Source organism: Streptomyces sp. NPDC057543 (genome assembly GCF_042801895.1).
GTDB lineage: Bacteria > Actinomycetota > Actinomycetes > Streptomycetales > Streptomycetaceae > Streptomyces.
This window is the reverse complement of record NZ_JBHVFF010000005.1, coordinates 46,069-67,551: the sequence shown is the minus strand read 5'-3', so window position 1 is coordinate 67,551 and position 21,483 is coordinate 46,069. Positions and strand designations below refer to the sequence as shown.

Genomic DNA, 21,483 nt, shown 5'->3' with positions numbered 1-21,483 from the left:
TGGATGCGGTCCAGTGTCGTATCAAGGAGAGACAAGTCGTGGCTGAGGAGCTCACCCCGGAGACCCCGGAGACCGAGGAAGAAGAGACGGTCAAGCAGCGGAAGAACGGCCTGTACCCGGTCGTCTCCGATGAACTCGCCGCGAACATGAAGTCCGGTTGGGCCGATACGGAACTCCACGGCCTCGAACCGATCGCCCAGGCCGAGCACACCGCCGTCCGCCGCGCCGCGCTCTCCGCGCGTTTCCCCGGTGAGCGTCTGGTCATTCCCGCGGGCAACCTGAAGACCCGCTCCAATGACACCGAGTACGCCTTCCGTGCCTCCACCGAGTACGCGTACCTCACCGGCGACCAGACCCAGGACGGCGTCCTCGTCCTGGAGCCGACCGAGGACGGGCACGAGGCGACCATCCACCTGCTGCCACGCTCCAACCGCGAGAACGGCGAGTTCTGGCTCGACGGCCAGGGCGAGCTGTGGGTGGGCCGCCGTCACTCCCTCGCCGAGGCCGAGCAGCTGCTGGGCATCCCGGCGAAGGACGTGCGCGAGCTGCCGGCCGCGCTGACCGAGGCCACCGGCCCCGTCCGTAACGTCCGCGGCCGCGACGCCGGCATCGAGGCCGCGCTGACCGACAAGGTCACCGCCGAGCGCGACGAGGAACTGCGCGTCTTCCTCTCCGAGGCCCGACTGGTCAAGGACGCCTTCGAGATCGCCGAGCTGCAGAAGGCCTGCGACGCCACCGCACGCGGCTTCGAGGACGTCGTGAAGGTCCTCGACAAGGCCGAGGCCACCAGCGAGCGCTACATCGAGGGCACCTTCTTCCTGCGCGCCCGCATCGAGGGCAACGACATCGGCTACGGCTCGATCTGCGCGGCCGGCCCGCACGCCACCACCCTGCACTGGGTGCGCAACGACGGCCCGGTGCGCTCCGGCGAGCTGCTGCTGCTCGACGCCGGTGTGGAGACCAACGACCTCTACACCGCCGACGTGACGCGCACCCTTCCGATCAACGGCACCTTCACGCCGCTGCAGCGGAAGATCTACGACGCGGTGTACGAGGCCCAGGAGGCCGGTATCGCGGCCGTCAAGCCCGGCGCCGACTACCGCGACTTCCACGACGCGGCACAGCGCGTACTCGCCGAGAAGCTCGTCGAGTGGGGCCTGCTGGGTGACCTGTCCGTGGACAAGGTCCTGGAGCTGGGCCTCCAGCGCCGCTGGACGCTCCACGGCACCGGCCACATGCTCGGCATGGACGTCCACGACTGTGCCGCCGCGCGCACCGAGACGTACGTCAACGGCACGCTGGAGCCCGGCGTCTGCCTCACGGTCGAGCCCGGTCTGTACTTCCAGGCCGACGACCTGACCGTGCCCGAGGAGTACCGGGGCATCGGCATCCGGATCGAGGACGACATCCTCGTCACCGAGGACGGCAACCGGAACCTCTCCGACAAGCTGCCGCGCCGGGCCGACGAGGTCGAGGCGTGGATGGCGCAGCTAAAGGGCTGATCCGAAGGGCCCGGCCTGCCGGGCAGTTCCGGTCACGGTTCCACGCTTCGAAGGGCGCCCCGCTCAGGACACCATGAGCAGGGCGTCCTTCCGCCATTTCAGGACCTTGTCGAAGCTCACCACGGCTCCGCGGCCGGGACGGTTGCCGAAGTGCACATGGTCGGAGAGCTGCTCGATCAGACAGAGCCCCCGGCCGTCCTCCGCGCTGAGCGACGGGTACTGCAGGGAATCGCGCTGCTGCGCGGACGTGCGCAGCGTGCGCCTGGCGGGGAAACCCGGCCCCGAATCGGCGACTTCGATACGGCACTTCTCGCCGTCCAGATAGGCGGTGACCCGGTACTGTCCGGAGGCCGTCCCGGGCAACTCGTCCCATACGTCCCACGGATCCCGGTCGTCGCTCTGCTCGCCCTGGACCCTGTGGTCGCCGCCGTGCTCAACGGCGTTCGCACAGGCCTCGGTGAGCGCGACCGACAGGTCGAAGGAGATCTCCGGGTCCACGCCCGCCGTCTCCATCGTGCCCAGCAGGAAACGACGGGCGAGCGGAACGCTCGCAGCCTCGCGCCGCAAATGGAGGGACCACCAGATGCTCATGCTCCAGCCTCCTGGCTGCGGCTCGACATACCGATACGTATTGCCGCGCAGGGGCGTTCGTAAGCACAGACCGGATGTGAGACCGCTCATTCGGCGGATACCAGCACTCCGTACACCCGTGTATGCCGAACCCGGCCGATCACCCCGCCCGGTGTCCGAACCCGGCCACAGCCGCCCCGGCCGCATCCAATCGGATGGAAGGTGACCTTCCGGACCTGCGGTACCGAGGCCCGGGGCGCGATGCGATGATGGCTCCGCCATGTCTATGCCTGTCGCACGCGCCGGAGCCGGTCTGCGGCTCCTGAGGGCCGCGGTGTTCACCGCGGTCTGCATCGCGCTGTCCGCGACAGGTCACTCCCTGGCTTCCTGCGCGGCCGTCCCCTGGTGGACCCTGCTCGCCGGATTCCTGGGGGTCTTCGCAGTGGTGGCACCGCTCGCCGGACGCGAGCGCTCGCTGCCGTCCATCGTCGCCGCACTGGCCGGCGGACAGGTCGCCCTGCACACCCTCTTCGGCGTGGGGACGCACCCCGCCCCGACGCACACCGCGCCGGGCGACGACCCACTGATCCGGTTCGCTGCCAGCCTCGTGTGCGGCATGGGACCGGCACAGTTGAACGCCGCCGAAGCGCACCGCATCGTCACCGCCGCGGGCATCGACCCGGCGTCGGTGACGGCCCGGGGAGACCAGCACATGGCCTCCGCAGCCGTCTCGGACTCGGCCGGCCTCGCCGGTCTGCTGCCCAGCCTGCCCATGCTGCTCGGCCACCTGCTGGCCGCCGTGGCCAGCGGCTGGCTGCTGCGGCGCGGCGAGATCGCCCTGTTCCGGCTGGCCCGGCTGTCCGCACACGGCGCCCAACAGATCGCGGCCGGGGCCCGGCTGCGTGCGCTGCGCGCCGCGCTCGCGCTCGTGAACGCCCTGCGCGCCGGGCTTCCCGGGGGCCCGACGACCGGGCCGCGTACCCTCCGTACCGCGGCCGACGCCCCGGCCCCCGCCACCGGGGACCCCTTGCAGCACATGGTGATCAGGCGCGGGCCGCCACCCGCATACGCACTCGCAGCCTGACGCGACATCCTCCGCCCGATGCACGCACCACTGACGCACGCACCACTCGACGCACGGACCACCCGGCGCGTTTGAGCCGGTGTCGTGCAAGTCGGTGCCGCACATGTCGTGCACGTACGCCGCATGTGGGGAAGAGGTGTCGCGATGCCGTCGCGCAGCCGCGCGCCGGACCACCTTTTCTTCGTGCTTCTGTGGAGTGATCCCTGTCATGAACGTTTCCCGCATCGCCCTCGCCGGCGGCGTCGCCGCGTCCACCGTCCTGATCCTCGCCGGTACGGCCTCCGCGCACGTCAGCGTGCAGCCGCAGGGCGAGGCCGCCAAGGGCGGTTACGCCACCGTCAACTTCAAGGTCCCCAACGAGCGCGACGACGCCTCGACGACCAAGGTCGAGGTCAACTTCCCGACCGACCACCCGCTGGCCTCCGTCATGCCGCAGGCCGTGCCCGGCTGGGACGTCCAGGTCACCAAGAGCAAGCTGGCCAAGCCGCTGGACATGCACGGCCAGAAGATCAACGAGGCCGTCTCCAAGGTCACCTGGACCGCCACGGGCGACAAGAACGACCGCGGCATCCGCCCGGGCGACTTCCAGCAGTTCCCGCTCTCCATCGGCCAGCTCCCCGAGGACGCCGACCAATTGGTGTTCAAGGCCATCCAGACGTACGACAACAAGGAAGTCGTCCGCTGGATCGAGGAGCAGAAGGACGGGGCCGAGGAGCCCGAGAGCCCGGCACCGGTCCTCAAGCTGACCGCGGCAACCACCGACGAGCACGGCGCGAGCGCCGACGACAAGAGCGGTGCCGACGCCACCGCGCAGACCGCGGACAAGCAGACGACGGCCGCGGCGGCCGCGTCCTCCAGCGACACCACGGCCCGTGTCCTCGGCATCGTCGGCATCGTCATCGGCGCCGCGGGTGTCGCCTTCGGCTTCCTCGCAGGCCGACGCCGCGCCGCCTGACCAAAGCCCCACCAGTCCCACGCAGCCCCACAGCCCCACCGACCCATCAGGAATCAGTGCTCCATGCGTAAGAAATCTGTGCTGGCCGCGGCGTTCGTCGCCGCGGCCGCACTCACCCTGTCCGCCTGCGGGAGCAGCGACGACAGCGGCGCGAAGAAACCCATCGCCGATGTGTCCGTCCAGCCCAAGACCAAGGCCGCGACGGTACTCGACCAGCCGTTCACCAAGCCCGACCTCGTCCTCACCGACACCCACGGCAAGAAGTACGACCTCCGCGAGCAGACCAAGGGCAAGCCGACGCTGATCTACTTCGGCTACACCAACTGCCCCGACGTCTGCCCGCTCATCATGAGCAACATCGCCATCGCCAAGAAGTCGCTCCCCAAGGCCGACCAGGAAAAGCTCCAGGTCGTCTTCGTGACCACCGACCCCGAACGGGACACCCCGTCCTCGCTCGGCAGCTGGCTCAAGTCCCAGGACGCCTCCTTCATCGGCCTCACCGGCGACTTCCCGACCATCCAGGCGGGCGCACGCCAGATCGGCATCGGCATCGACGCGCCGAAGAAGGAGAAGGACGGCACGATCGTCTCGATGCACGGGTCCCAGGTGATCGCGTTCTCCCCGAAGACCGACAAGGGCTACCTCGTGTACAGCGAGGACACCTCGCCCGACGACTACACGAAGGACCTCCCCAAGATCGTCAAGGGGGAGAACCCGTGAACCGCCGCACCACCCTCGCCGGCGTCGTCGCCCTCGCCACCGGGCTGACGCTGGCGGGGTGCTCGTCCTCGGACAGCAAGCCCGAACTGAAGGTGACCGGCGCGTTCATGCCGCAGCCCGTCAGCGACATGGCGGCCGGTTTCCTCGTCATACAGAACAGCGGCGGCACCTCCGACCGGCTCACCTCGGTCACCAGCTCCCTCTCGGACGACATCACGATCCACGAGACGAAGAACCAGACGATGCGCATGGTGACGTCCTTCGACGTGCCCGCGGGCGGCGAACTGGATCTGGAACGCGGTGGAAGCCACATCATGTTCATGAAGCTCAAGCAGCAGCCCAAGCGGGGCGAGAACGTGCCCGTGGAGCTGCACTTCGAGAAGGCCGACCCGATAAAGGTCGACCTTCCCGTGAAGGAGACCACCTACAACCCGAAGAAGCAGTGAGGGACTGACTCGCCATGACAGCCACCGCCGCCCCGCACTTCGGACCGCCCCCGGCCGCTCCCGCACCGCGCCGACCGCTTGCCGCGGCCGCACTCCTCGCCGCCCTCGTCGGCATGGTGTTCGGCCTGCTGCTCGGCGGCGCGGGCCCCGCGTCCGCGCATGCCGCACTCACCGGGAGCGATCCGCAGGACGGGGCGGTGGTCGACACCGCGCCCAAGCAGGTCACGCTCACCTTCTCCGAACAGGTCGCCATGAGCGACAGCTCCGTCAGGGTCCTGGACCCCGACGGCAAACGCGCCGACACCGGCGCCGCACCACGTGATCTGAAGAGCGGCTCCACCGTGAAGTACGGAGTCTCGCTGCACAGCGGACTGCCCGACGGCACGTACACCGTCGCCTGGCAGGCCGTCTCCGCGGACAGCCACCCCGTCTCGGGCGCCTTCACCTTCTCCATCGGAGCCCCCTCCAAGACCACCGTCGCCCTCCCCGCGGACGAGGCCGGGGGCGGCCTCGTCGGCACCCTCTACGGCATCGCGCGCTACGCCGCGTACGCAGGATTCATCCTGCTGGCCGGGGGCGCGGCCTTCGTGCTGGCCTGCTGGCAGCGCGGGGCCGGCGCACGCCCGCTGCAACGCCTGGTCGTACGCGGCTGGATGACCCTCACCGTGGCCACCCTGGCCATGCTGCTCCTGCGCAACCCGTACACCGGCTCCGGGAAACTGGCGGACGCCTTCGACCTCGACGGCCTGAAGGCAGTGCTCGACACCAAGCCCGGGGCGGCGCTCGTATCCCGGCTGCTGCTGCTCGGCGCTTCCGCACTCTTCATCGCCGTGCTGTTCGGGACGTACGCGAAGCGCGAGGACGAACGCGAGAAGAAGGACCTCACCTTCGGACTGGCCATCGGCGGCACCGTGATCGCCGCCGGGATCGCCGGGACCTGGGCGCTCGCCGAACATGCCTCGACCGGGATCCAGCCCGGCATCGCCATGCCGGTCGACGTGCTCCACCTGCTGGCCGTCGCCGCCTGGCTGGGCGGGCTGACGGCCCTGCTGGTCGCGTTGTACCGGACGCCGGACATCGGAGCGACGGCCGTACGGCGCTTCTCCCGTGTCGCGTTCGGCAGCGTGCTCGTACTCGCCGCCACCGGGATCTACCAGTCCTGGCGCCAGGTCGGCACCTGGTCCGCGCTGACCGGCACCGGCTACGGGCAACTGCTGCTCGTGAAGGTGGGGCTCGTCGCCGTCCTGATCGGGATCGCCTGGATTTCGCGCCGCTGGACCGCACGACTGGTCACGAACGGAGCCGACGCGGTGGGAGCGGAGGCCGGGGCCGAAGTCGCGGTCGAGGAGGCCCGGCCCCCGACCACGCCGTCGTCCGCCGTCGAGGACCCCGCGCGGGCAGCTCAGCTCGCCCGGCAGAAGGCCGCCGTGGCCACCGCCGAGAAGAAGCGGGTCCGCGATGCCGACCCCGACCGGTCCGGACTGCGCCGCTCGGTGCTGGCGGAAGTCGGGGTCGCCGTGGTGCTGTTGGCCGTGACGACCGTACTGACCTCGACCGAGCCGGGACGTACCGAGGAGGAAGCGGCCCGCGGGTCGACGGCTGCATCCGCCCCGGCAGCCGAAGGCCCGGTCAATCTGACGCTGCCCTTCGACACGGGCGGCCAGAACGGCAAGGGAACAGTACGGATGGACGTCGAGCCCGCCCGTACCGGCACCAATGAGATCCACATCTGGGTCGACAGCACCGACGGCAAGGCCATGGACGTCCCCGAACTGAAGCTCGCCTTCACTCTGGAGTCCAAGGACATCGGCCCGCTTCCCGTCACCCCGGTCCGGCTCACCGAGGGCCACTGGACCGCGAGCGGCGTCCAGATCCCGATGGCGGGCAACTGGAAGGTCGCGGTGACCGTACGCACGTCGGACATCGATCAGACGACCATCGACAAGAACGTGAAGATCGGCTGAGCAGCATCGTGAGTGGAAACAGCGCAATCAGCGGAACCGGCGGGACGAGCGGAGCCGGCAGGGTCGGCGCAAACAGCCGCGGGACCTCCTCCGGCGACGGCAAGACCTCCGCAGGCGGCAGGGACCGCGGAGCCCCCGGCAGCGGTGTCATCTCCCGGCGGCGACTGCTCGGCAGCGCCGGTGCAGCCGGTGCGACCGGGCTGGTCCTGGGCGTGGCAGGCGGTGCGACCGGCTATGCCGCGACCCGGCCCGACGAGCCGACCGCGCTGACCGCGGTCGGCTCCACCCAGGTGATGTTTCACGGGAAACATCAACCGGGGATCACCACTCCGCTTCAGGCACGCGGCCATCTCGTCGCCTTCGATCTGGCGCCCGGCGCGGGACGGAAGGAAGCGGCTGCCCTGATGCGCCGGTGGTCGGCCGTGGCCGGGCGGCTGATGGCCGGCGAAACCGCCGACAGCGGTGCTGCGGACGGCACGGCCCATGACACCGGGATCGCGCTGGATGCCGGACCGTCCTCGCTGACCGTCACCTTCGGATTCGGCCGCACCTTCTTCGAACGCACGGGCCTGGTCGGCCACCGGCCACCGGGACTCGACCCGCTGCCGCCCTTCTCCTCCGACCACATCGACGCCAAGCGCTCCGACGGCGACCTCTGGGTACAGATCGGCGCCGACGACGCGCTCGTCGCCTTCCACGCACTGCGTGCCGTGCAGAAGGAGGCCGCCTCCGCCGCACGGATCCGCTGGCAGATGAACGGCTTCAACCGCAGCCCCGGCGCCACCGCGCGGCCGATGACCGCCCGCAATCTGATGGGCCAGATCGACGGCACCAACAACCCCGAGCCCGCCGAGAGCGACTTCGACCGGCGCATCTTCGTCCCGGACGGGACGGACAAGAAGTACGACTGGCTGGCCGGCGGCTCGTACGCCGTCGTGCGCCGGATCAGGATGCTGCTCGACGACTGGGAGAAGCTCTCGGTGGATCGGCAGGAACAGGTCATAGGGCGCCACAAGAAGGACGGCGCTCCGCTGAGCGGCGGCACCGAGACCACCGCGATGGACCTCGACAAGGCGGGCCCCGACGGCAAGCTCCTGATCCCGGACAACGCCCACGCCCGGATCTCCTCCCCCGAGAAGAACGGCGGCGCGGCCATGCTGCGGCGCCCCTTCTCGTACCACGACGGCATCGCGGCGGACGGCACGCCGGACGCGGGGCTGCTGTTCATCTGCTGGCAGGCGGATCCACTGCGGGGATTCGTTCCGGTGCAGCGCAAGCTGGACCGGGGCGATGCCCTGTCGCCGTTCATCCGGCACGAGACCAGCGGCCTGTTCGCGGTGCCGGGCGGCGCGGCGGACGGCGAGTACGTGGGGCAGCGGCTCCTGGAGTCCTGAGCGACCGGGGCGCATTAGGGTGACGGTATGTCCGCCACGCGCTACGCATATCTCGGCCCCGAAGGCACCTTCACCGAGGTCGCCCTCCGTACGCTCCCGGAAGCCGCCACCCGCGAACTCGTCCCGATGGTCTCCGTACCGGTGGCTCTGGACGCGGTGCGCAACGGCGAGGCCGCGGCAGCACTCGTACCGATCGAGAACTCGGTGGAAGGCGGCATCACCGCGACGCTCGACGAGCTGACCACCGGCGAACCACTGATGATCTACCGCGAGGTGCTGCTCTCCATCACCTTCGCGCTGCTGGTGCGGCCCGGTACCAAGCTGTCGGACATCAAGTCGGTCACCGCGCACCCGGCCGCGCAGCCACAGGTGCGCAACTGGATGGCCGCCCATCTCCCGGACGCCGTGTGGGAGTCCGCGGCCTCCAACGCCGATGGTGCCCGGCTGGTGCAGGAGGGTCGGTACGACGCCGCCTTCGCCGGTGAGTTCGCAGCGGCGACCTACGGTCTCGAACCGCTGGTGACCGAGATCCATGACGCGGTGAACGCGCAGACCCGGTTCGTCCTGGTGGGCCGTCCGGCCCGGCCGGCGGCACCGACGGGTGCGGACAAGACATCGGTGGTCATCTGGCTGGGCGAGGACCACCCCGGCGCGCTGCTCGAACTGCTCCAGGAGTTCGCGGTGCGCGGGGTGAACCTGATGCTGATCCAGTCGCGGCCGACGGGGGCCGGAATCGGGAACTACTGCTTCGCGGTGGATGCCGAGGGGCACATCGCGGACCGCCGGGTCGGCGAGGCGTTGATGGGGCTGAAGCGAATCTGCCCGAAGGTGCGGTTCCTCGGGTCGTACCCACGGGCCGGGGTGGTACGGGAGGACGTACGGCCGCTGCGGGCGGGTACGTCGGACGCGGAGTTCACCGAGGCCTCCGACTGGCTGGCCCGCAATCTGGACGGCCGGGGCTGACGGTCCCGGGCGGGCGGCCATGGGCCGGCGGTCGGGGATCGGCGGTCGCGGCCGGGGCGGGGAAGCGCAGGGCAGGGCAGAGCCAGTGGTCCGGACCGTCCCGGATGTCGGCCCGGGTGCACCACGAGTACCGCGGCGCGTCCGTACAGCCACCAGTGCGGCGCGTCCGTACATCTACCGGTGACTATCCGCCGATCCGTTCTGCCGATCCGAGCATCCGCCGATCTGTTCTGCCGGTTCTCGGTATCCACAGAGTTATCCACAGGGGTGGTTCTCGACCTGGGGACAAGTCGACACTCGCCAGCACCCCAATCCGACATGGTCGACATATCGCTCCAGCCGCCCCAGATGCGTCCACAGACCGACAGGTTGCATGGGAAGCCCCGTGTCGCCCCAATTCCGCTGATCAACTCTTCAGGATGGAGAATTCCCACCCGAACGAGCGTCTGAAGCGGGTTTGAACGGGTGATCCATGAGTCCTGAAGCGACTTTCGGAACGATCCCCTCCAGTATCCACAACTCTTCTTCACAGCCTGTGGATAACTTCGAGAAGCGCCCACACCTGTGGACAAGTGAGCGCCAACTACCCTTCCACGCACGGCAGATGCGTCAAGCCGGCTGACACCTTCCGCCCCATTCAGGGGAATAAACTCTTTTTTATTGACAGCCGAGAACGATCGGGGTCGACTGCGCTCGACCGGGATCAAGTCCCGTCATTGCAATACCCGCCAGCATTACCAATTCAGGCAATTCGGGCAAAATGACACGCTTGGCAATATCGGTTCGAGCTGGAGAAGCACACACCGGTAGCCTGGAGGGGTGATTGACCTTCGCCTGCTCCGTGAGGACCCCGACCGTGTTCGCGCCTCCCAGCGCGCCCGTGGAGAGGACGTCGCGCTCGTCGACGCCCTTCTCTCCGCCGACGAACGGCGCAGGTCGTCCGGTGTCCGCTTCGACGAACTCCGCTCCGAGCAGAAGGCGCTCGGCAAGCTCATCCCCAAGGCTTCGCCCGAGGAGCGCGCCGAGCTCCTGAAGAAGGCCGAGCAGCTGAAGGCCGACGTCAAGGCGGCCGACTCGGCACAGGACGAGGCCGACGCAGAGGCGAAACGCCTGATGCTCCAGCTCGGCAACATCGTCCACGAGGACGTGCCGATCGGCGGCGAGGAGGACTTCGTCGTCCTGGAGACCCACGGCACGATCCGTGACTTCGGGGCCGAGGGCTTCGAGCCCAAGGACCACCTTGAGCTCGGCGAGATGCTCGGCGCCATCGACATGGAACGCGGTGCGAAGGTCTCCGGTTCGCGCTTCTACTACCTGACGGGTGTCGGCGCGCTGCTGGAGCTCGCCCTCGTCAACGCGGCGATCGCGCAGGCCACCGAGGCCGGATTCGTCCCGATGCTGACGCCGGCGCTGGTCCGCCCGCGCGCCATGGAAGGCACCGGCTTCCTCGGCCAGGCCGCGGAGAACGTGTACCACCTGGAGAAGGACGACTACTACCTGGTCGGCACCTCAGAGGTCCCGCTCGCCGCGTACCACATGGACGAGATCATCGAGGCCGACAAGCTGCCGCTGCGGTACGCGGGCTTCTCGCCGTGCTACCGCCGCGAGGCCGGTACGTACGGCAAGGACACTCGAGGCATCTTCCGCGTCCACCAGTTCGACAAGGTCGAGATGTTCTCGTACGTCGACCCGGCGGACGCCGAGGCCGAGCACCGCAGGCTCCTGGACTGGGAGAAGCAGTGGCTCACCGCTCTTGATCTGCCCTTCCAGGTGATCGATGTCGCCACCGGCGATCTGGGGGCCTCGGCCTCCCGGAAGTTCGACTGCGAGGCGTGGATCCCGACGCAGGGCAAGTACCGCGAGCTGACATCCGCATCGAACTGCAACAGTTTCCAGGCGCGCCGCCTGTCCGTCCGGATGCGCGAAACACGCGACGGCAAGAAGGTTCTCCAGCCGCTGGCGACATTGAACGGCACGCTCTGCGCCGTCCCGCGCACGATCGTGGCGATCCTGGAGAACCACCAGCTGGCCGACGGATCGGTGCGGGTGCCGGAGGTGCTCCGGCCGTACCTGGGCGGGCGCGAGGTTCTGGAACCGGTCGCCAAGTGACCTTTCCGTACAAGCTCATCGCGACCGATCTCGACGGCACGCTGCTGCGTGACGACGACACGGTCTCCGAGCGCACCCGTGCGGCGCTGGCCGCGGTCACCGCGGCCGGTGCCGCACACATCATCGTCACCGGCCGCGCGGTCCCGTGGACCCGGCACATCCTGGACGACCTGCACTACGAGGGGCTCGCGGTCTGCGGTCAGGGCGCGCAGGTCTACCACGCGGGCGAACGCAAGCTGCTGACCTCGCTGACGCTGGACCGGCAGCTCGCCGGTCTCGCGCTGTCCAAGGTCGAGGCCGAGGTCGGCCCGTTGGCACTGGCGGCGAGCCGCGACGGGCTCGACGGCGATGTGCTGGTCGGTCCCGGCTACCGCGTACAGGAAGGCCCCCTTCCGGCCGTCTTCGCCAAGGACCCGGCCGAGTTGTGGTCGGCTCCCCTGAACAAGGTGTACATCCAGCATCCCGATCTCGACGACGACGCACTGGCGAAGGCCGCGCGAGCGGCTGTCGGGAACCTGGTGGACGTGGTCATGGCCGGTCCGGGCGTGGTGGAGATCCTGCCGCTGGGGCTGAGCAAGGCGACCGGACTCTCACTGGCCGCGCGCCGACTGGGCGTGACGGCCGCGGACACCCTGGCCTTCGGCGACATGCCGAACGACATCCCGATGTTCGCCTGGGCGCAGCGGGGTGTCGCGATGGCCAACGCGCATGCGGATCTGAAGGCCGTGGCCCAGGAGATCACCGCTTCCAACGAGGACGACGGCATCGCTGTGGTGCTGGAGCAGCTGCTGTAGCCGTACGGGTGCCCGTACCCGTACGGCTGGTCGTACTCGACGGCGCTGCTGCTGCGGAGGATGCGCGGATCGAACGCGCGCGGGGTTCACCGCCCCGACGACGGCTTAGCAAGCCGCTGCCTTACCACTCGGCCAATCCTCCGGGAGGGCGGCCGCGCGATGCGCAGAGAAACCGCCCCGGGCGTCCTGCTCCGATCGGCACGGCGGAGTCGCCGGTGACTACTCCGGTGCCGGCTCGGGCCCGCCCTGCTGGGAACTCGACGGACTCGGACTCTCGGTCATCGTCGCGCTCCTCTCCCGGCCTGTGGAGTGCATGTCGGCTTGTGGACGATCCTGTCGGGGCGTTCTGCGCCGACTTCGGCATGTGCTGCACCGACTACTGTGCCCGGCGAGCCGTTTCGGTGCCACCCAATTTCCGGGCAGCACCGAAGGGCCGCGCACACCCGCCGGATCAGCGCTGCTTGCTGCCTCGGCGGCTCAGATCCTTCAGGTGGCGGGCGAGATCATCCATCCTGCCGTCGATACGGACGAGGTCCTCGGACACGTGCCCCAGCCGCACACTCATGGCCCCGACGACCTGGTGTGTGACGTCCAGCCTCCGGTCGAGGCTGTCGAGCCGGAGCGACATCCGGTTGAGGACGGGCCCGAGCTCCTGAAGGGCGCTGCCCACTCCGGCGAGGCAGCTCTCGACCCGGGTGACGCGGTGTTCGAGCGAGGCGTAGCCCGCGCGCAGGTCCTGCTCGGCGTCGAGCAGATACGTACGGACGCATCGGGCGATGTCGCTATCGCGAAGAAGCATCGCAACGTTGAGGACGGTCCTGCGGGTGTAGAGCCGAAGCTGGGTCGCCGCCTGTGGATAACTTTCCGGCGCCTCGCCCACCCATAGCGACATCATGTCGCTATGGAAGGAGCGCAGCTCAGCACCCCGGAGCACGCGCATCCCGTTCTCCACGAGCTCGTCCTGATGGCGGTCGGTGAGCCTCCTGACAGCGGTTGTGGATGCTTCGAAGTAACGAGCCACATCCTCTGTGCGAAGGTGAATTCCGTCCGGGAGCATGACAAGGCTCTTCACCTTGTCGAGGACTTCGATGCGCCCCATCTGTTCGACGCGCAGCGCACGCGATTCGAGTAGGGCTGCTTCCGTGGGCATGGGCATGCCTTCCGATCGTGAAACCGACGTTGGACAGCCCTGTCCCGGGCTTGAGGGGCGGAGGACGCTCACGGTTGCCACTCACTCGATGACCGACCCGACGGGGGTACTCCCTCGCCTGCATCGGCAATCCCTGTTTCACGAAAGCTACGACGCCACGGATTCCAGTTGCCTCCACGCACCCTGCCCAACGAACCGATAACCGTACAGTTACGCGTACTACTGTCCGAAATGCAGCAACCCCCGCCCTGAAGGCGAGGGTTGATGACTGACGAGGGCGGCAGTGATCAGAAACAGAACGCGGGGCGAGGTGTCCGAAGGGAAATGTCCGGAGGGCCCCCGGTCACTCTTCCCCGGCGAGCTTCAGCGCGCGCAGCTTCTGACCCGCGTACCAGGTCGCCACGACCGTGACCGCCGCCAGCAGGACGGTCGCGACCGGCAGCCCGACGTCGGAAGTGATCGTGCCCGCGCCGCCGACCTTCTCTGCGACCGCGAGGGACCACTGCTGCACGCTGAGCGTGCGCGCCCCCGGCACCAGGGTGCCGAACAGGGCCTCCCACACCAGGGCGTAGACGAGGCCGAAGACGACCGCGTGCCTGCTGACCGTGCCCAACAGCAGGAACAGCGAGCTGTACGCGATCGAGGCCACCAGTGCGGCGATGGTGTACGCCACCGCGATCTGCTGGCCGTTGCCGTTGAGAATCAGCCCCGCGACCAGCGTGGGCAGCGCGGAGAAGACCATCGTGACGGCGATGGCCACGATCAGCTTGGTGAAGATGATCGTCGGCCGCTTCACCGGCTTGGCCAGGAGATAGACGATCGATCCGTCGTCGATCTCGGGACCGATGGCTCCGGTACCGGCGATCACGCCGATCAGCGGCACCATCGTGGCGATGGCGAAGCCGCCCAGCACATCCGAGGCGACCTGGTCATCGGCTCCGGCGAACGTCCGTACCGCGACGGCGATGATCACCAGCAGGGCCGGCAGGACGAAGAGGATGGCGGCCCGGCGCCGGCCGAGCAGGGCCCGGTAGGTGAGCCGGGCGACTGTGGGGTCGTACATGACGCTTCACAGCTCCTTTCAGGCCACTACTCAGGCCGCTACGAGATAGGAAAAGACCGATTCGAGGGACTCGTCGGACGGCGAAACGGTCAGAAGGCGAATGCCGTGTTCACGTGCGACCTTCGGCAGCAGTTCGGTGAAGCGCCCGAAGTCGACCGCCTGGATACGCAGGGCCTGTTCGCCCAGGTCCACCTCGATACCGGCCGTCGACGGGTCGGCGATGAGCGCGGCAGCAAGGGCGCGGTCGTCGCTGGAACGTACGAGATAGCGGTGCGGGCGGTCCGTCATCAGTCGGCGGATCTTCCGGAAGTCACCGGACGCCGCGTGTCGTCCCGCCACGATCACCTCGATGTGCGAGGCGAGTTGTTCGACCTCTTCGAGGATGTGGGAGGAGAAGAGCACCGTACGGCCCTCGGCCCCCATCCGTCGCAGCAGCTCCATCAGCTGCATCCGTTGGCGCGGGTCCATCCCGTTGAACGGCTCGTCGAGCAGCAGTACCGACGGTTCGTGGACCAGCGCGGACGCCATCTTCACGCGCTGGCGCATGCCCTTGCTGTACGTCGAGATCTTGCGGTCCTGCGCGTACTCCATCTCGACCGTGGCCAGCGCCTTCTGCGCCTCCGCGTCTCCCAGCCCGTGCAATTCGGCATTGGCGACGACGAATTCGCGGCCGGTCAGGAAGTCGTACATCCCTTCCCGCTCGGGCACGATCCCGATCTCCTTGTACACCGCTTCGTTGCGCCAGATCGTCTGGCCGTCGAGCGTGACGGTGCCCGTCGACGGGGCGAGGAAGCCGGCCATCATGTTGATCAGCGTGGACTTCCCCGCGCCGTTGGGGCCGAGCAGCCCGGTGACGCCCGGGCCCACCGTCATGCTCACGTCGTTGACGGCGACCACATTGCCGAACCAGCGCGAGGTGTGGTCGATCTCGATGGTGGTCACAGCCCGACCCTCCGGTAGCGGCGCATCAGTACGGCGTACGAGCCGGCGACGAGCGCGAGAACAACGATCAGATAGACCACGCCGGCCCCGGCCCCCGGGCCTTCCCCTCCGGGGAAGGCCGATTTGGCTCCGAGGAACGCGGTCTGCACACCGTCGATCAGCGTGATGGGGGAGAAGAGCCCCAGCCACTCGATGGCCCCGGCGGAGTCCGTCTGCCAGGCGATGGCCTGGACCGTGGAGACCGCGCCGTAGGAGATGGTCAGCACGGCGATCACCGCGGCGACACCGAAACCACGGCGCGGTGTCAGCGCGGCCATCACCAGCCCCAGACCGGCGAAGAGCACGGAGAGCAGCGCCACCGACACCATCCCCTGTCCGAACCCCTTGGTCTGTTCGACGAAGTCGAACTTCCCGAGCAGCGCGCCCGCATAGAGGATGACGAGCGGCGCCCCGGTGAGGATGAAGAGCGCGGACGCCATGGCAGTCAGCTTCGCGACGACATAGTCGACCCGCTCGATCGGCCGTGAGAAATACAGCGGCACGCTCTTGAAACGCAGGTCCCGGGAGACCGACTGGGGTGCCTGCGCGGCGAGGAAGAGGCCGATGACGGCCTGCAGATAGATCGCGTACGCCGTGTACTTGATCGGCAGGGCAGTGCTCCCCGGGGTGGCGATGGCGACGGCGACGATGATTGCCGCGATCATGCACATCACACCGAAGAGCAGCATCGGCAGCACCTTGGACTTGGCGGACCGCCCCAGTCCGAAGGAACCCCGCAGGGACTGCGAGTAGAGCGAGCGCCGCGCGTAGCCGCGGCCCAGCCGCGCGCCGTCGTAGGAGCGGTACCCGATGTTGTGGATCCGGGAGGTCTCACTCCCGCTCACGGCCCCGGTCTCAGTGCTCATCACCGACCGCTCCCTTCCTGCTGTACGGCCCCGACGACCGCAGGCGCGGTCTGTCCCACGGCTGCGGCCTGCGGTTCCCCTTCGACACGGAAGACCTCGGCGATGTGATGGCGCCGCTGCTCCATCCGTACGAGCCCGAGTCCGAGCCCGGCGACGCTGTCACGCACGATGTCGTACGTCTCCTCGCCGGTTGCCTCGATCAGCAGGATGTGGCCCGCGCCGGGCAGCCCCTGCCCGTCGAGACCGTCGTGGCCCACGAGCTTGACGCCGGCCCCGGTGAGGGCCCGGCGCAGCGCGTCGGTGCCGTCCGGGTGGGCGTCGCTGTCGGTGACCTCGACCGCGAGGGTCGTGGTGGTCTGGGTGAAGTCGCTGGTGGAACTGGAGCGCAGCAGTGTGCCGCCGTCGATGACGACGACGTGGTCACAGGTGCGTTCCAGCTCGCCCAGGAGGTGCGAGGTGACCAGGACCGAGATGCCGAAGTCCGTGTATACGCGGCGGATCAGCCCCAGCATCTCGTCGCGGCCGACCGGGTCCAGGCCGTTGGTCGGCTCGTCGAGCAGCACCAGTTGCGGGTCGTGGACCAGCGCCTGGGCCAGTTTCACGCGTTGCTTCATGCCGGTCGAGTAGCCGCCGATGGGGCGGTAGCGCTCTTCGTACAGACCGACGTGGCGCAGGGTGTCGGCGGTCCGCTCGCGCGCCGCCGTCGGTGGCAGTCCGGACATCCGCGCCATGTGGACGACGAACTCGGTGGCCGAGACGTCCGGTGGCAGGCAGTCGTGCTCGGGCATGTAGCCGACCCGTTCCCGGATGGCGGCGCCACTGGTGGCGACGTCGAGCCCAAGCACCGCGGCCCGGCCTTCGGTGGCGGGGGACAGACCCAGCAGGATCTTGATCAATGTGGACTTGCCGGCCCCGTTGGAACCCACCAGGCCGGTCACACCGGGTCCGATGTCCAAGGAGAGCCGGTCAAGCGCGGTCACCCGGGGGAACCGCTTGCTCAGGCTTTCGGTCGCGATCACAGTCACGTCTTCGAAGATAGTGGCGCGGGCCACAGTGGGCGTCAGCCCAGGCGGCTGGATCCGCATCAGACTCCAGGTGTACGGACCCGTAAGGGGTCACCACAAGGGAGGGGTTCGAGTCGGGGGCGGAGCCGGAGTCGAGGCCGGGGCCGGAGTCGAGGCGGGGCCGGGGCGGAGTTGTCCACAGGTCTCCGCACACCCCTTGACGTAGTCGTCGGACATTGTCACATTCATCAGTGTCACGTTACGGACACGTACCGCACACGGCAGGGAACGGACGGTGGCATGACCTCGGCAGTGAAGGACGAACAGGCCCCGGAACTGCGGGGGTTCAGAGAAGTGCAGCGTCTCGCGTACGACTGCGCGGAGGCGGTCGCGGCCCGGCTCCGGCCGGGGGTGACCGAGCGCGAGGCGGCCCGGATGCAGCGCGACTGGCTGCGCGAGCGCGGGGTGCGGGACTGGTTCCACCTCCCCTTTGCCTGGTTCGGGGACCGCACGGCCTTCGCCGGCTTCAAGGTGCCCCTGCAGTTTTTCCCGACCCATCGAAAGCTGGAGCCGGGGATGCCGTTCATCCTCGACATGGCCCCGGTGTACAAGGGCTTCACGGCGGACATCGGCTATTCCGGCTGCCTCGGGCTCAACCCGCTGCACAACAAGCTCCTGGCCGATCTGGAAGTCCACCGCGAGTTGATTCTGCGCGAGGTGCGGGAGCGGCGTCCGCTGCGTGAGATCTACGAGGACGTCGAACGCCTGATGATCAAGCAGGGGTACGCCAACAGACATCGCGCGTACCCCTTCGGCGTCATCGCGCACAAGGTCGACCGCGTCACCGAGCGTCGCTGGTCCCCGCATGTGTTCGGCTTCGGCACCCAGTCGCTCAAGGGACTTGTGAGCGACGCACTGCACGGACACCGGGACGGCTGGTCGCCGCTGTGGAGTCCGTACCGCTTCTCCGACCATCCGCCGCAGCCCGGGCTGTGGGCGGTCGAACCCCACCTCGGATTCCGGGGTACGGGCGCCAAGTTCGAGGAGATCCTGGTGGTCACCGACTCCAAGGACCCCGAACAGAGCGCCTTCTGGCTGGACGACGACCTGCCGCATGTGCGGCGCTGGGCCGAGGAGAGGATGGCGGCATGAGTCCGCAGAGTCTGCCGGGGGCGCGCGAGCGCCGGGTCCGTACAGGCGGAATCGATCTGTGCGTCGCCGAGTTGGGTGACGAGTCACGGCCGACGATCGTCCTCGTCCACGGCTACCCGGACAGCAAGGAAGTCTGGACGGACGTGGCCGCGCAGTTGGCCGATCAGTGGCACGTCGTGCTGTACGACGTACGCGGGCACGGTCGGTCCACGGCGCCGAAGCCGCTGCGCGGGGGCTTCACCCTGGAGAAGCTCACCGATGACTTCCTGGCCGTCGTCGATGCGGTGAGCCCGGACCGGCCGGTGCATCTGGTCGGGCACGACTGGGGGTCGGTCCAGTCCTGGGAGTTCGCCACGGTCAAGCGGACCGAGGGCCGGATCGCCTCGTTCACCTCGATGTCCGGGCCTTCCCTGGACCACTTCGGCCACTGGATCAAGCAGCGGATGGCCCGGCCCACCCCGCGCCGCGTCGGCCAGTTGCTGGGACAGGGTGCCAAGTCCTGGTACGTCTACATGCTGCATACGCCGGTCCTGCCGGAGCTCGCCTGGCGCGGCCCGCTCGGCAGACAGTGGCCGCGGATCCTCCAGCGGCTGGAGAAGGTGCCCGCGGGCGACTACCCGACGCCCTCCCTGCCCAGCGATGCGGCGCACGGCGCCTGGCTCTACCGCGACAACGTCCGAACCCGGCTGCGCCGACCGCGTGCCGACGCCTATGCGCATGTTCCGGTCCAGCTGATCACACCGACCGGCGACATCTTCCTGTCGGAGAAGCTGTACGACCAACTGGAGCTGTGGGCCCCGCAGTTGGTACACCGTTCCCTGCATGGCAAGCACTGGGTGCCGCGCACCAGGCCGGACCGGCTCGCCTCCTGGATCAGCGAGTTCGTCGCCGCCAACGAGTCGGCACGGGCCGAGGGCCGACCGGTGCAGGACACCGCGCCGACCGGGGCGTACGCGGACCGGTTCGGCGGACAACTGGTCCTTGTGACGGGCGCGGCCGGGGGCATCGGCCGGGCCACCGCTTTCGCCTTCGCCGAGGCGGGTGCCCGGGTGGTGGCCGTGGACCGGGACGCGGAGGGGGCGGCCAGGACGGCGGAGATGGCCCGGTTGATCGGCTCCCCGGCCGCCTGGGGCGAAGCGGTCGACGTCAGCGACGAACAGGCGATGGAGAAGCTCGCCGAGAAGGTCGCCGGCGAGTACGGCATCGTCGACGTCCTGGTCAACAACGCCGGGATCGGCCTGTCCGGTTCCTTCCTGGAGACGACGAGCAAGGACTGGAAGAACGTCCTCGACGTCAATCTCTGGGGGGTCATCCACGGCTGCCGGATCTTCGGCAGGCAGATGGCCGAGCGGGGTCAGGGCGGCCATATCGTCAACACGGCTTCCGCGGCCGCCTATCAGCCCTCCCGGGCGCTGCCCGCCTACAGCACCTCCAAGGCAGCCGTGCTGATGCTCAGCGAGTGTCTGCGGGCCGAGCTCGCCGACCGGTCGATCGGGGTCAGCGCGATATGCCCCGGCATCGTCAACACGAACATCACCGCGACGACGCACTTCGCCGGTGCCGGCGCCGAGGAGGAGAAGCGGCTACGGAAGCGGACCAGCCGCTTGTACGGGCTCCGCAACTATCCGCCGGAGAGGGTCGCCGACGCGATCCTCAAGGCGGTGGTGCGCAACCAGGCCGTCGTGCCGGTGACACCGGAGGCCCGCGGCGCCCGGTTCCTGTCCCGTTTCAGCCCCGGTGCGCTGCGCGGGATCGCCCGGCTGAAGCCGCCGCTGTGAGCGTCCGCGGGCAGTCGTCGGCGGCGGTCGGCCGGTCCGCCGTCGCCGAGTACCGGATCGAGGATCTGGCGCATGCGAGCGGCGCGACGGTCCGGACGATCCGCGCCTACCAGGACCGTGGCCTGCTGCCGACGCCGGAACGGCGCGGCCGGGCCAACGTGTACCGCGACACCCACCTCTCCCGGCTCCGGCAGATCGCCGATCTGCTGGATCGCGGCTACACCCTGGCCAGCATCAAGGAACTCCTGGAGGCCTGGGACACGGGTCGCGGCCTGGGCGGGGTGCTCGGGCTCGTTGCCGAGGTGCACGGCCCCTGGACGGACGAGCAGGCCGACCGGATCAGCCGGGCCGAGCTGAACACCAGGTTCGGCGGCAACCCGGACGACGAGGCGGTCGCCGAGGCGGTGGACCTCGGCGTGCTCGAACGCATACCGGGGCGGGATGACGAGTTTCTGGTCCCGAGCCCGCAAGAGCTGGCCGTAGCGGTCGAGTTGCACGCCGCCGGCGTACCTCTCGGCGCAATCTCCGGTCATTTGAGGGAACTTCGCGGCCAGGTCGAGCACATCGCCTCACGCTTCCTGGAGTTCACCACCGAGCACGTCTTCGCGCGGTATCTCGGCCATCACCCACCGACGGACTCGGACGCGGCGGAGGCGGCCACGATGGTGCGCAAGCTGCGCCCGCTCGCCCAGCAGACGGTGGACGCCGAACTGGCGCGTGCGATGCGGATGTTCGCCACCAGGCATCTACAACACCACCTCGGCGCGGACAGGCCGCTCACCTCGGCCCCCTCACCATCCGCGACGTGCTCGGTGGATCTGCCACCGGAGACAATTCGGTCCGTACAACGCCTGGTTGGTCCGGCTAACGTGTCCGCCTTCGTCACAGCTGCGGCAGAACGCGAGGTTCAATCAAGGACATTGGACGCGCTTGCCTCATCTAGCGGTGAACTAAAGCGTATTACCCAAAACGGGTGAGACTTCCGTCA

The 21,483-nt window shown here is 68.8% G+C and carries 19 protein-coding genes and 1 tRNA gene; 13 read left to right on the top strand and 7 right to left on the bottom strand.

What is annotated here, in order from left to right:
• The first annotated feature begins 38 nt into the window (after positions 1–38).
• Positions 39–1,502, top strand: a complete 1,464-nt coding sequence (locus ACFU8Q_RS02100; protein ID WP_384446775.1) for an aminopeptidase P family protein — start codon at positions 39–41, stop codon at positions 1,500–1,502.
• 63 nt (positions 1,503–1,565) lie between these two features.
• On the opposite strand, the gene ACFU8Q_RS02095 is transcribed toward ACFU8Q_RS02100, so the two are convergent.
• Entirely contained in the window at positions 1,566–2,093 is a 528-nt protein-coding gene (locus tag ACFU8Q_RS02095; protein WP_384446774.1) for an ATP-binding protein, read from the bottom strand.
• A 259-nt stretch (positions 2,094–2,352) separates the two neighbouring features.
• Here ACFU8Q_RS02095 and ACFU8Q_RS02090 point away from each other — a divergent pair, with 259 nt between their 5' ends.
• From ACFU8Q_RS02090 to ACFU8Q_RS02050, 9 genes are all read left to right on the top strand, one after another.
• A complete protein-coding gene (locus ACFU8Q_RS02090; protein ID WP_384446772.1) occupies positions 2,353–3,156 on the top strand; it encodes a hypothetical protein in 804 nt (267 codons plus the stop codon).
• A 208-nt stretch (positions 3,157–3,364) separates the two neighbouring features.
• Positions 3,365–4,111: a YcnI family protein gene (locus ACFU8Q_RS02085; protein ID WP_384446770.1), complete on the top strand. Its 747-nt coding sequence runs from the start codon at positions 3,365–3,367 to the stop codon at positions 4,109–4,111.
• A 63-nt stretch (positions 4,112–4,174) separates the two neighbouring features.
• Positions 4,175–4,831, top strand: a complete 657-nt coding sequence (locus tag ACFU8Q_RS02080; protein WP_384446769.1) for an SCO family protein — start codon at positions 4,175–4,177, stop codon at positions 4,829–4,831.
• Positions 4,828–5,277, top strand: coding sequence for a copper chaperone PCu(A)C (locus ACFU8Q_RS02075; RefSeq protein ID WP_384446767.1), 450 nt, complete (start codon positions 4,828–4,830; stop codon positions 5,275–5,277). The genes ACFU8Q_RS02080 and ACFU8Q_RS02075 overlap by 4 nt, the downstream gene beginning before the upstream one ends.
• A gap of 14 nt (positions 5,278–5,291) precedes the next feature.
• Positions 5,292–7,241, top strand: coding sequence for a copper resistance CopC/CopD family protein (locus ACFU8Q_RS02070; protein ID WP_384446765.1), 1,950 nt, complete (start codon positions 5,292–5,294; stop codon positions 7,239–7,241).
• 149 nt (positions 7,242–7,390) lie between these two features.
• On the top strand, positions 7,391–8,635 hold the full coding sequence (efeB, locus tag ACFU8Q_RS02065) for an iron uptake transporter deferrochelatase/peroxidase subunit (protein WP_384446799.1): 1,245 nt from the start codon (positions 7,391–7,393) through the stop codon (positions 8,633–8,635).
• Positions 8,636–8,662: 27 nt separating this feature from the next.
• On the top strand, positions 8,663–9,598 hold the full coding sequence (pheA, locus tag ACFU8Q_RS02060) for a prephenate dehydratase (protein WP_384446763.1): 936 nt from the start codon (positions 8,663–8,665) through the stop codon (positions 9,596–9,598).
• Positions 9,599–10,417: 819 nt separating this feature from the next.
• Positions 10,418–11,707 (top strand): serine--tRNA ligase, encoded by a 1,290-nt coding sequence (gene serS / locus ACFU8Q_RS02055; RefSeq protein ID WP_384446761.1) that lies wholly within the window; start codon positions 10,418–10,420, stop codon positions 11,705–11,707.
• A complete protein-coding gene (locus ACFU8Q_RS02050) occupies positions 11,704–12,501 on the top strand; it encodes an HAD family hydrolase (protein WP_384446759.1) in 798 nt (265 codons plus the stop codon). Before serS ends, ACFU8Q_RS02050 begins: the two co-directional genes overlap by 4 nt.
• Positions 12,502–12,555: 54 nt before the next feature.
• Here the strand turns inward: ACFU8Q_RS02050 and ACFU8Q_RS02045 are convergent.
• The 6 genes from ACFU8Q_RS02045 to ACFU8Q_RS02020 form a co-directional block, all read right to left on the bottom strand.
• Positions 12,556–12,643: transfer RNA gene (locus ACFU8Q_RS02045), tRNA-Ser, on the bottom strand.
• A 309-nt stretch (positions 12,644–12,952) separates the two neighbouring features.
• Positions 12,953–13,651, bottom strand: a complete 699-nt coding sequence (locus ACFU8Q_RS02040; protein WP_384446797.1) for a hypothetical protein — start codon at positions 13,649–13,651, stop codon at positions 12,953–12,955.
• Positions 13,652–13,994: 343 nt separating this feature from the next.
• Complete coding sequence (locus ACFU8Q_RS02035) at positions 13,995–14,714, bottom strand: ABC transporter permease (protein WP_384446757.1); 720 nt, start codon at positions 14,712–14,714, stop codon at positions 13,995–13,997.
• Positions 14,715–14,744: 30 nt separating this feature from the next.
• The gene (locus ACFU8Q_RS02030) at positions 14,745–15,656 is read right to left on the bottom strand and encodes an ABC transporter ATP-binding protein (protein ID WP_384446755.1); all 912 of its coding nucleotides are present in this window, start codon (positions 15,654–15,656) and stop codon (positions 14,745–14,747) included.
• Positions 15,653–16,561 (bottom strand): ABC transporter permease, encoded by a 909-nt coding sequence (locus ACFU8Q_RS02025; RefSeq protein ID WP_384446753.1) that lies wholly within the window; start codon positions 16,559–16,561, stop codon positions 15,653–15,655. The genes ACFU8Q_RS02030 and ACFU8Q_RS02025 overlap by 4 nt, the downstream gene beginning before the upstream one ends.
• Positions 16,561–17,646, bottom strand: coding sequence for an ABC transporter ATP-binding protein (locus tag ACFU8Q_RS02020; protein ID WP_384446752.1), 1,086 nt, complete (start codon positions 17,644–17,646; stop codon positions 16,561–16,563). The genes ACFU8Q_RS02025 and ACFU8Q_RS02020 overlap by 1 nt, the downstream gene beginning before the upstream one ends.
• A gap of 219 nt (positions 17,647–17,865) precedes the next feature.
• Between ACFU8Q_RS02020 and ACFU8Q_RS02015 the strand changes: the two genes are divergently transcribed.
• The 3 genes from ACFU8Q_RS02015 to ACFU8Q_RS02005 are packed head-to-tail and all read left to right on the top strand — an operon-like array spanning position 17,866 to position 21,472.
• Complete coding sequence (locus tag ACFU8Q_RS02015) at positions 17,866–18,717, top strand: M24 family metallopeptidase (RefSeq protein WP_384446750.1); 852 nt, start codon at positions 17,866–17,868, stop codon at positions 18,715–18,717.
• Positions 18,714–20,495, top strand: a complete 1,782-nt coding sequence (locus ACFU8Q_RS02010) for an SDR family oxidoreductase (protein WP_384446749.1) — start codon at positions 18,714–18,716, stop codon at positions 20,493–20,495. The genes ACFU8Q_RS02015 and ACFU8Q_RS02010 overlap by 4 nt, the downstream gene beginning before the upstream one ends.
• The gene (locus ACFU8Q_RS02005; RefSeq protein WP_384446747.1) at positions 20,492–21,472 is read left to right on the top strand and encodes a MerR family transcriptional regulator; all 981 of its coding nucleotides are present in this window, start codon (positions 20,492–20,494) and stop codon (positions 21,470–21,472) included. Before ACFU8Q_RS02010 ends, ACFU8Q_RS02005 begins: the two co-directional genes overlap by 4 nt.
• Positions 21,473–21,483 lie beyond the last annotated feature (11 nt).

Excerpts from the sequence above, each read along its gene's own strand:
- ACFU8Q_RS02025 (WP_384446753.1), bottom strand. The coding sequence starts at position 16,561 with ATGAGCACTGAGACCGGGGCCGTGAGCGGGAGTGAGACCTCCCGGATC.
- ACFU8Q_RS02015 (WP_384446750.1), top strand. The coding sequence starts at position 17,866 with ATGACCTCGGCAGTGAAGGACGAACAGGCCCCGGAACTGCGGGGGTTC.
- ACFU8Q_RS02095 (WP_384446774.1), bottom strand. The coding sequence starts at position 2,093 with ATGAGCATCTGGTGGTCCCTCCATTTGCGGCGCGAGGCTGCGAGCGTT.
- pheA (WP_384446763.1), top strand. The coding sequence starts at position 8,663 with ATGTCCGCCACGCGCTACGCATATCTCGGCCCCGAAGGCACCTTCACC.
- ACFU8Q_RS02085 (WP_384446770.1), top strand. The coding sequence starts at position 3,365 with ATGAACGTTTCCCGCATCGCCCTCGCCGGCGGCGTCGCCGCGTCCACC.
- ACFU8Q_RS02040 (WP_384446797.1), bottom strand. The coding sequence starts at position 13,651 with ATGCCCACGGAAGCAGCCCTACTCGAATCGCGTGCGCTGCGCGTCGAA.
- ACFU8Q_RS02010 (WP_384446749.1), top strand. The coding sequence starts at position 18,714 with ATGAGTCCGCAGAGTCTGCCGGGGGCGCGCGAGCGCCGGGTCCGTACA.
- ACFU8Q_RS02090 (WP_384446772.1), top strand. The coding sequence starts at position 2,353 with ATGTCTATGCCTGTCGCACGCGCCGGAGCCGGTCTGCGGCTCCTGAGG.
- ACFU8Q_RS02020 (WP_384446752.1), bottom strand. The coding sequence starts at position 17,646 with ATGCGGATCCAGCCGCCTGGGCTGACGCCCACTGTGGCCCGCGCCACT.
- ACFU8Q_RS02080 (WP_384446769.1), top strand. The coding sequence starts at position 4,175 with ATGCGTAAGAAATCTGTGCTGGCCGCGGCGTTCGTCGCCGCGGCCGCA.
- ACFU8Q_RS02070 (WP_384446765.1), top strand. The coding sequence starts at position 5,292 with ATGACAGCCACCGCCGCCCCGCACTTCGGACCGCCCCCGGCCGCTCCC.
- ACFU8Q_RS02035 (WP_384446757.1), bottom strand. The coding sequence starts at position 14,714 with ATGTACGACCCCACAGTCGCCCGGCTCACCTACCGGGCCCTGCTCGGC.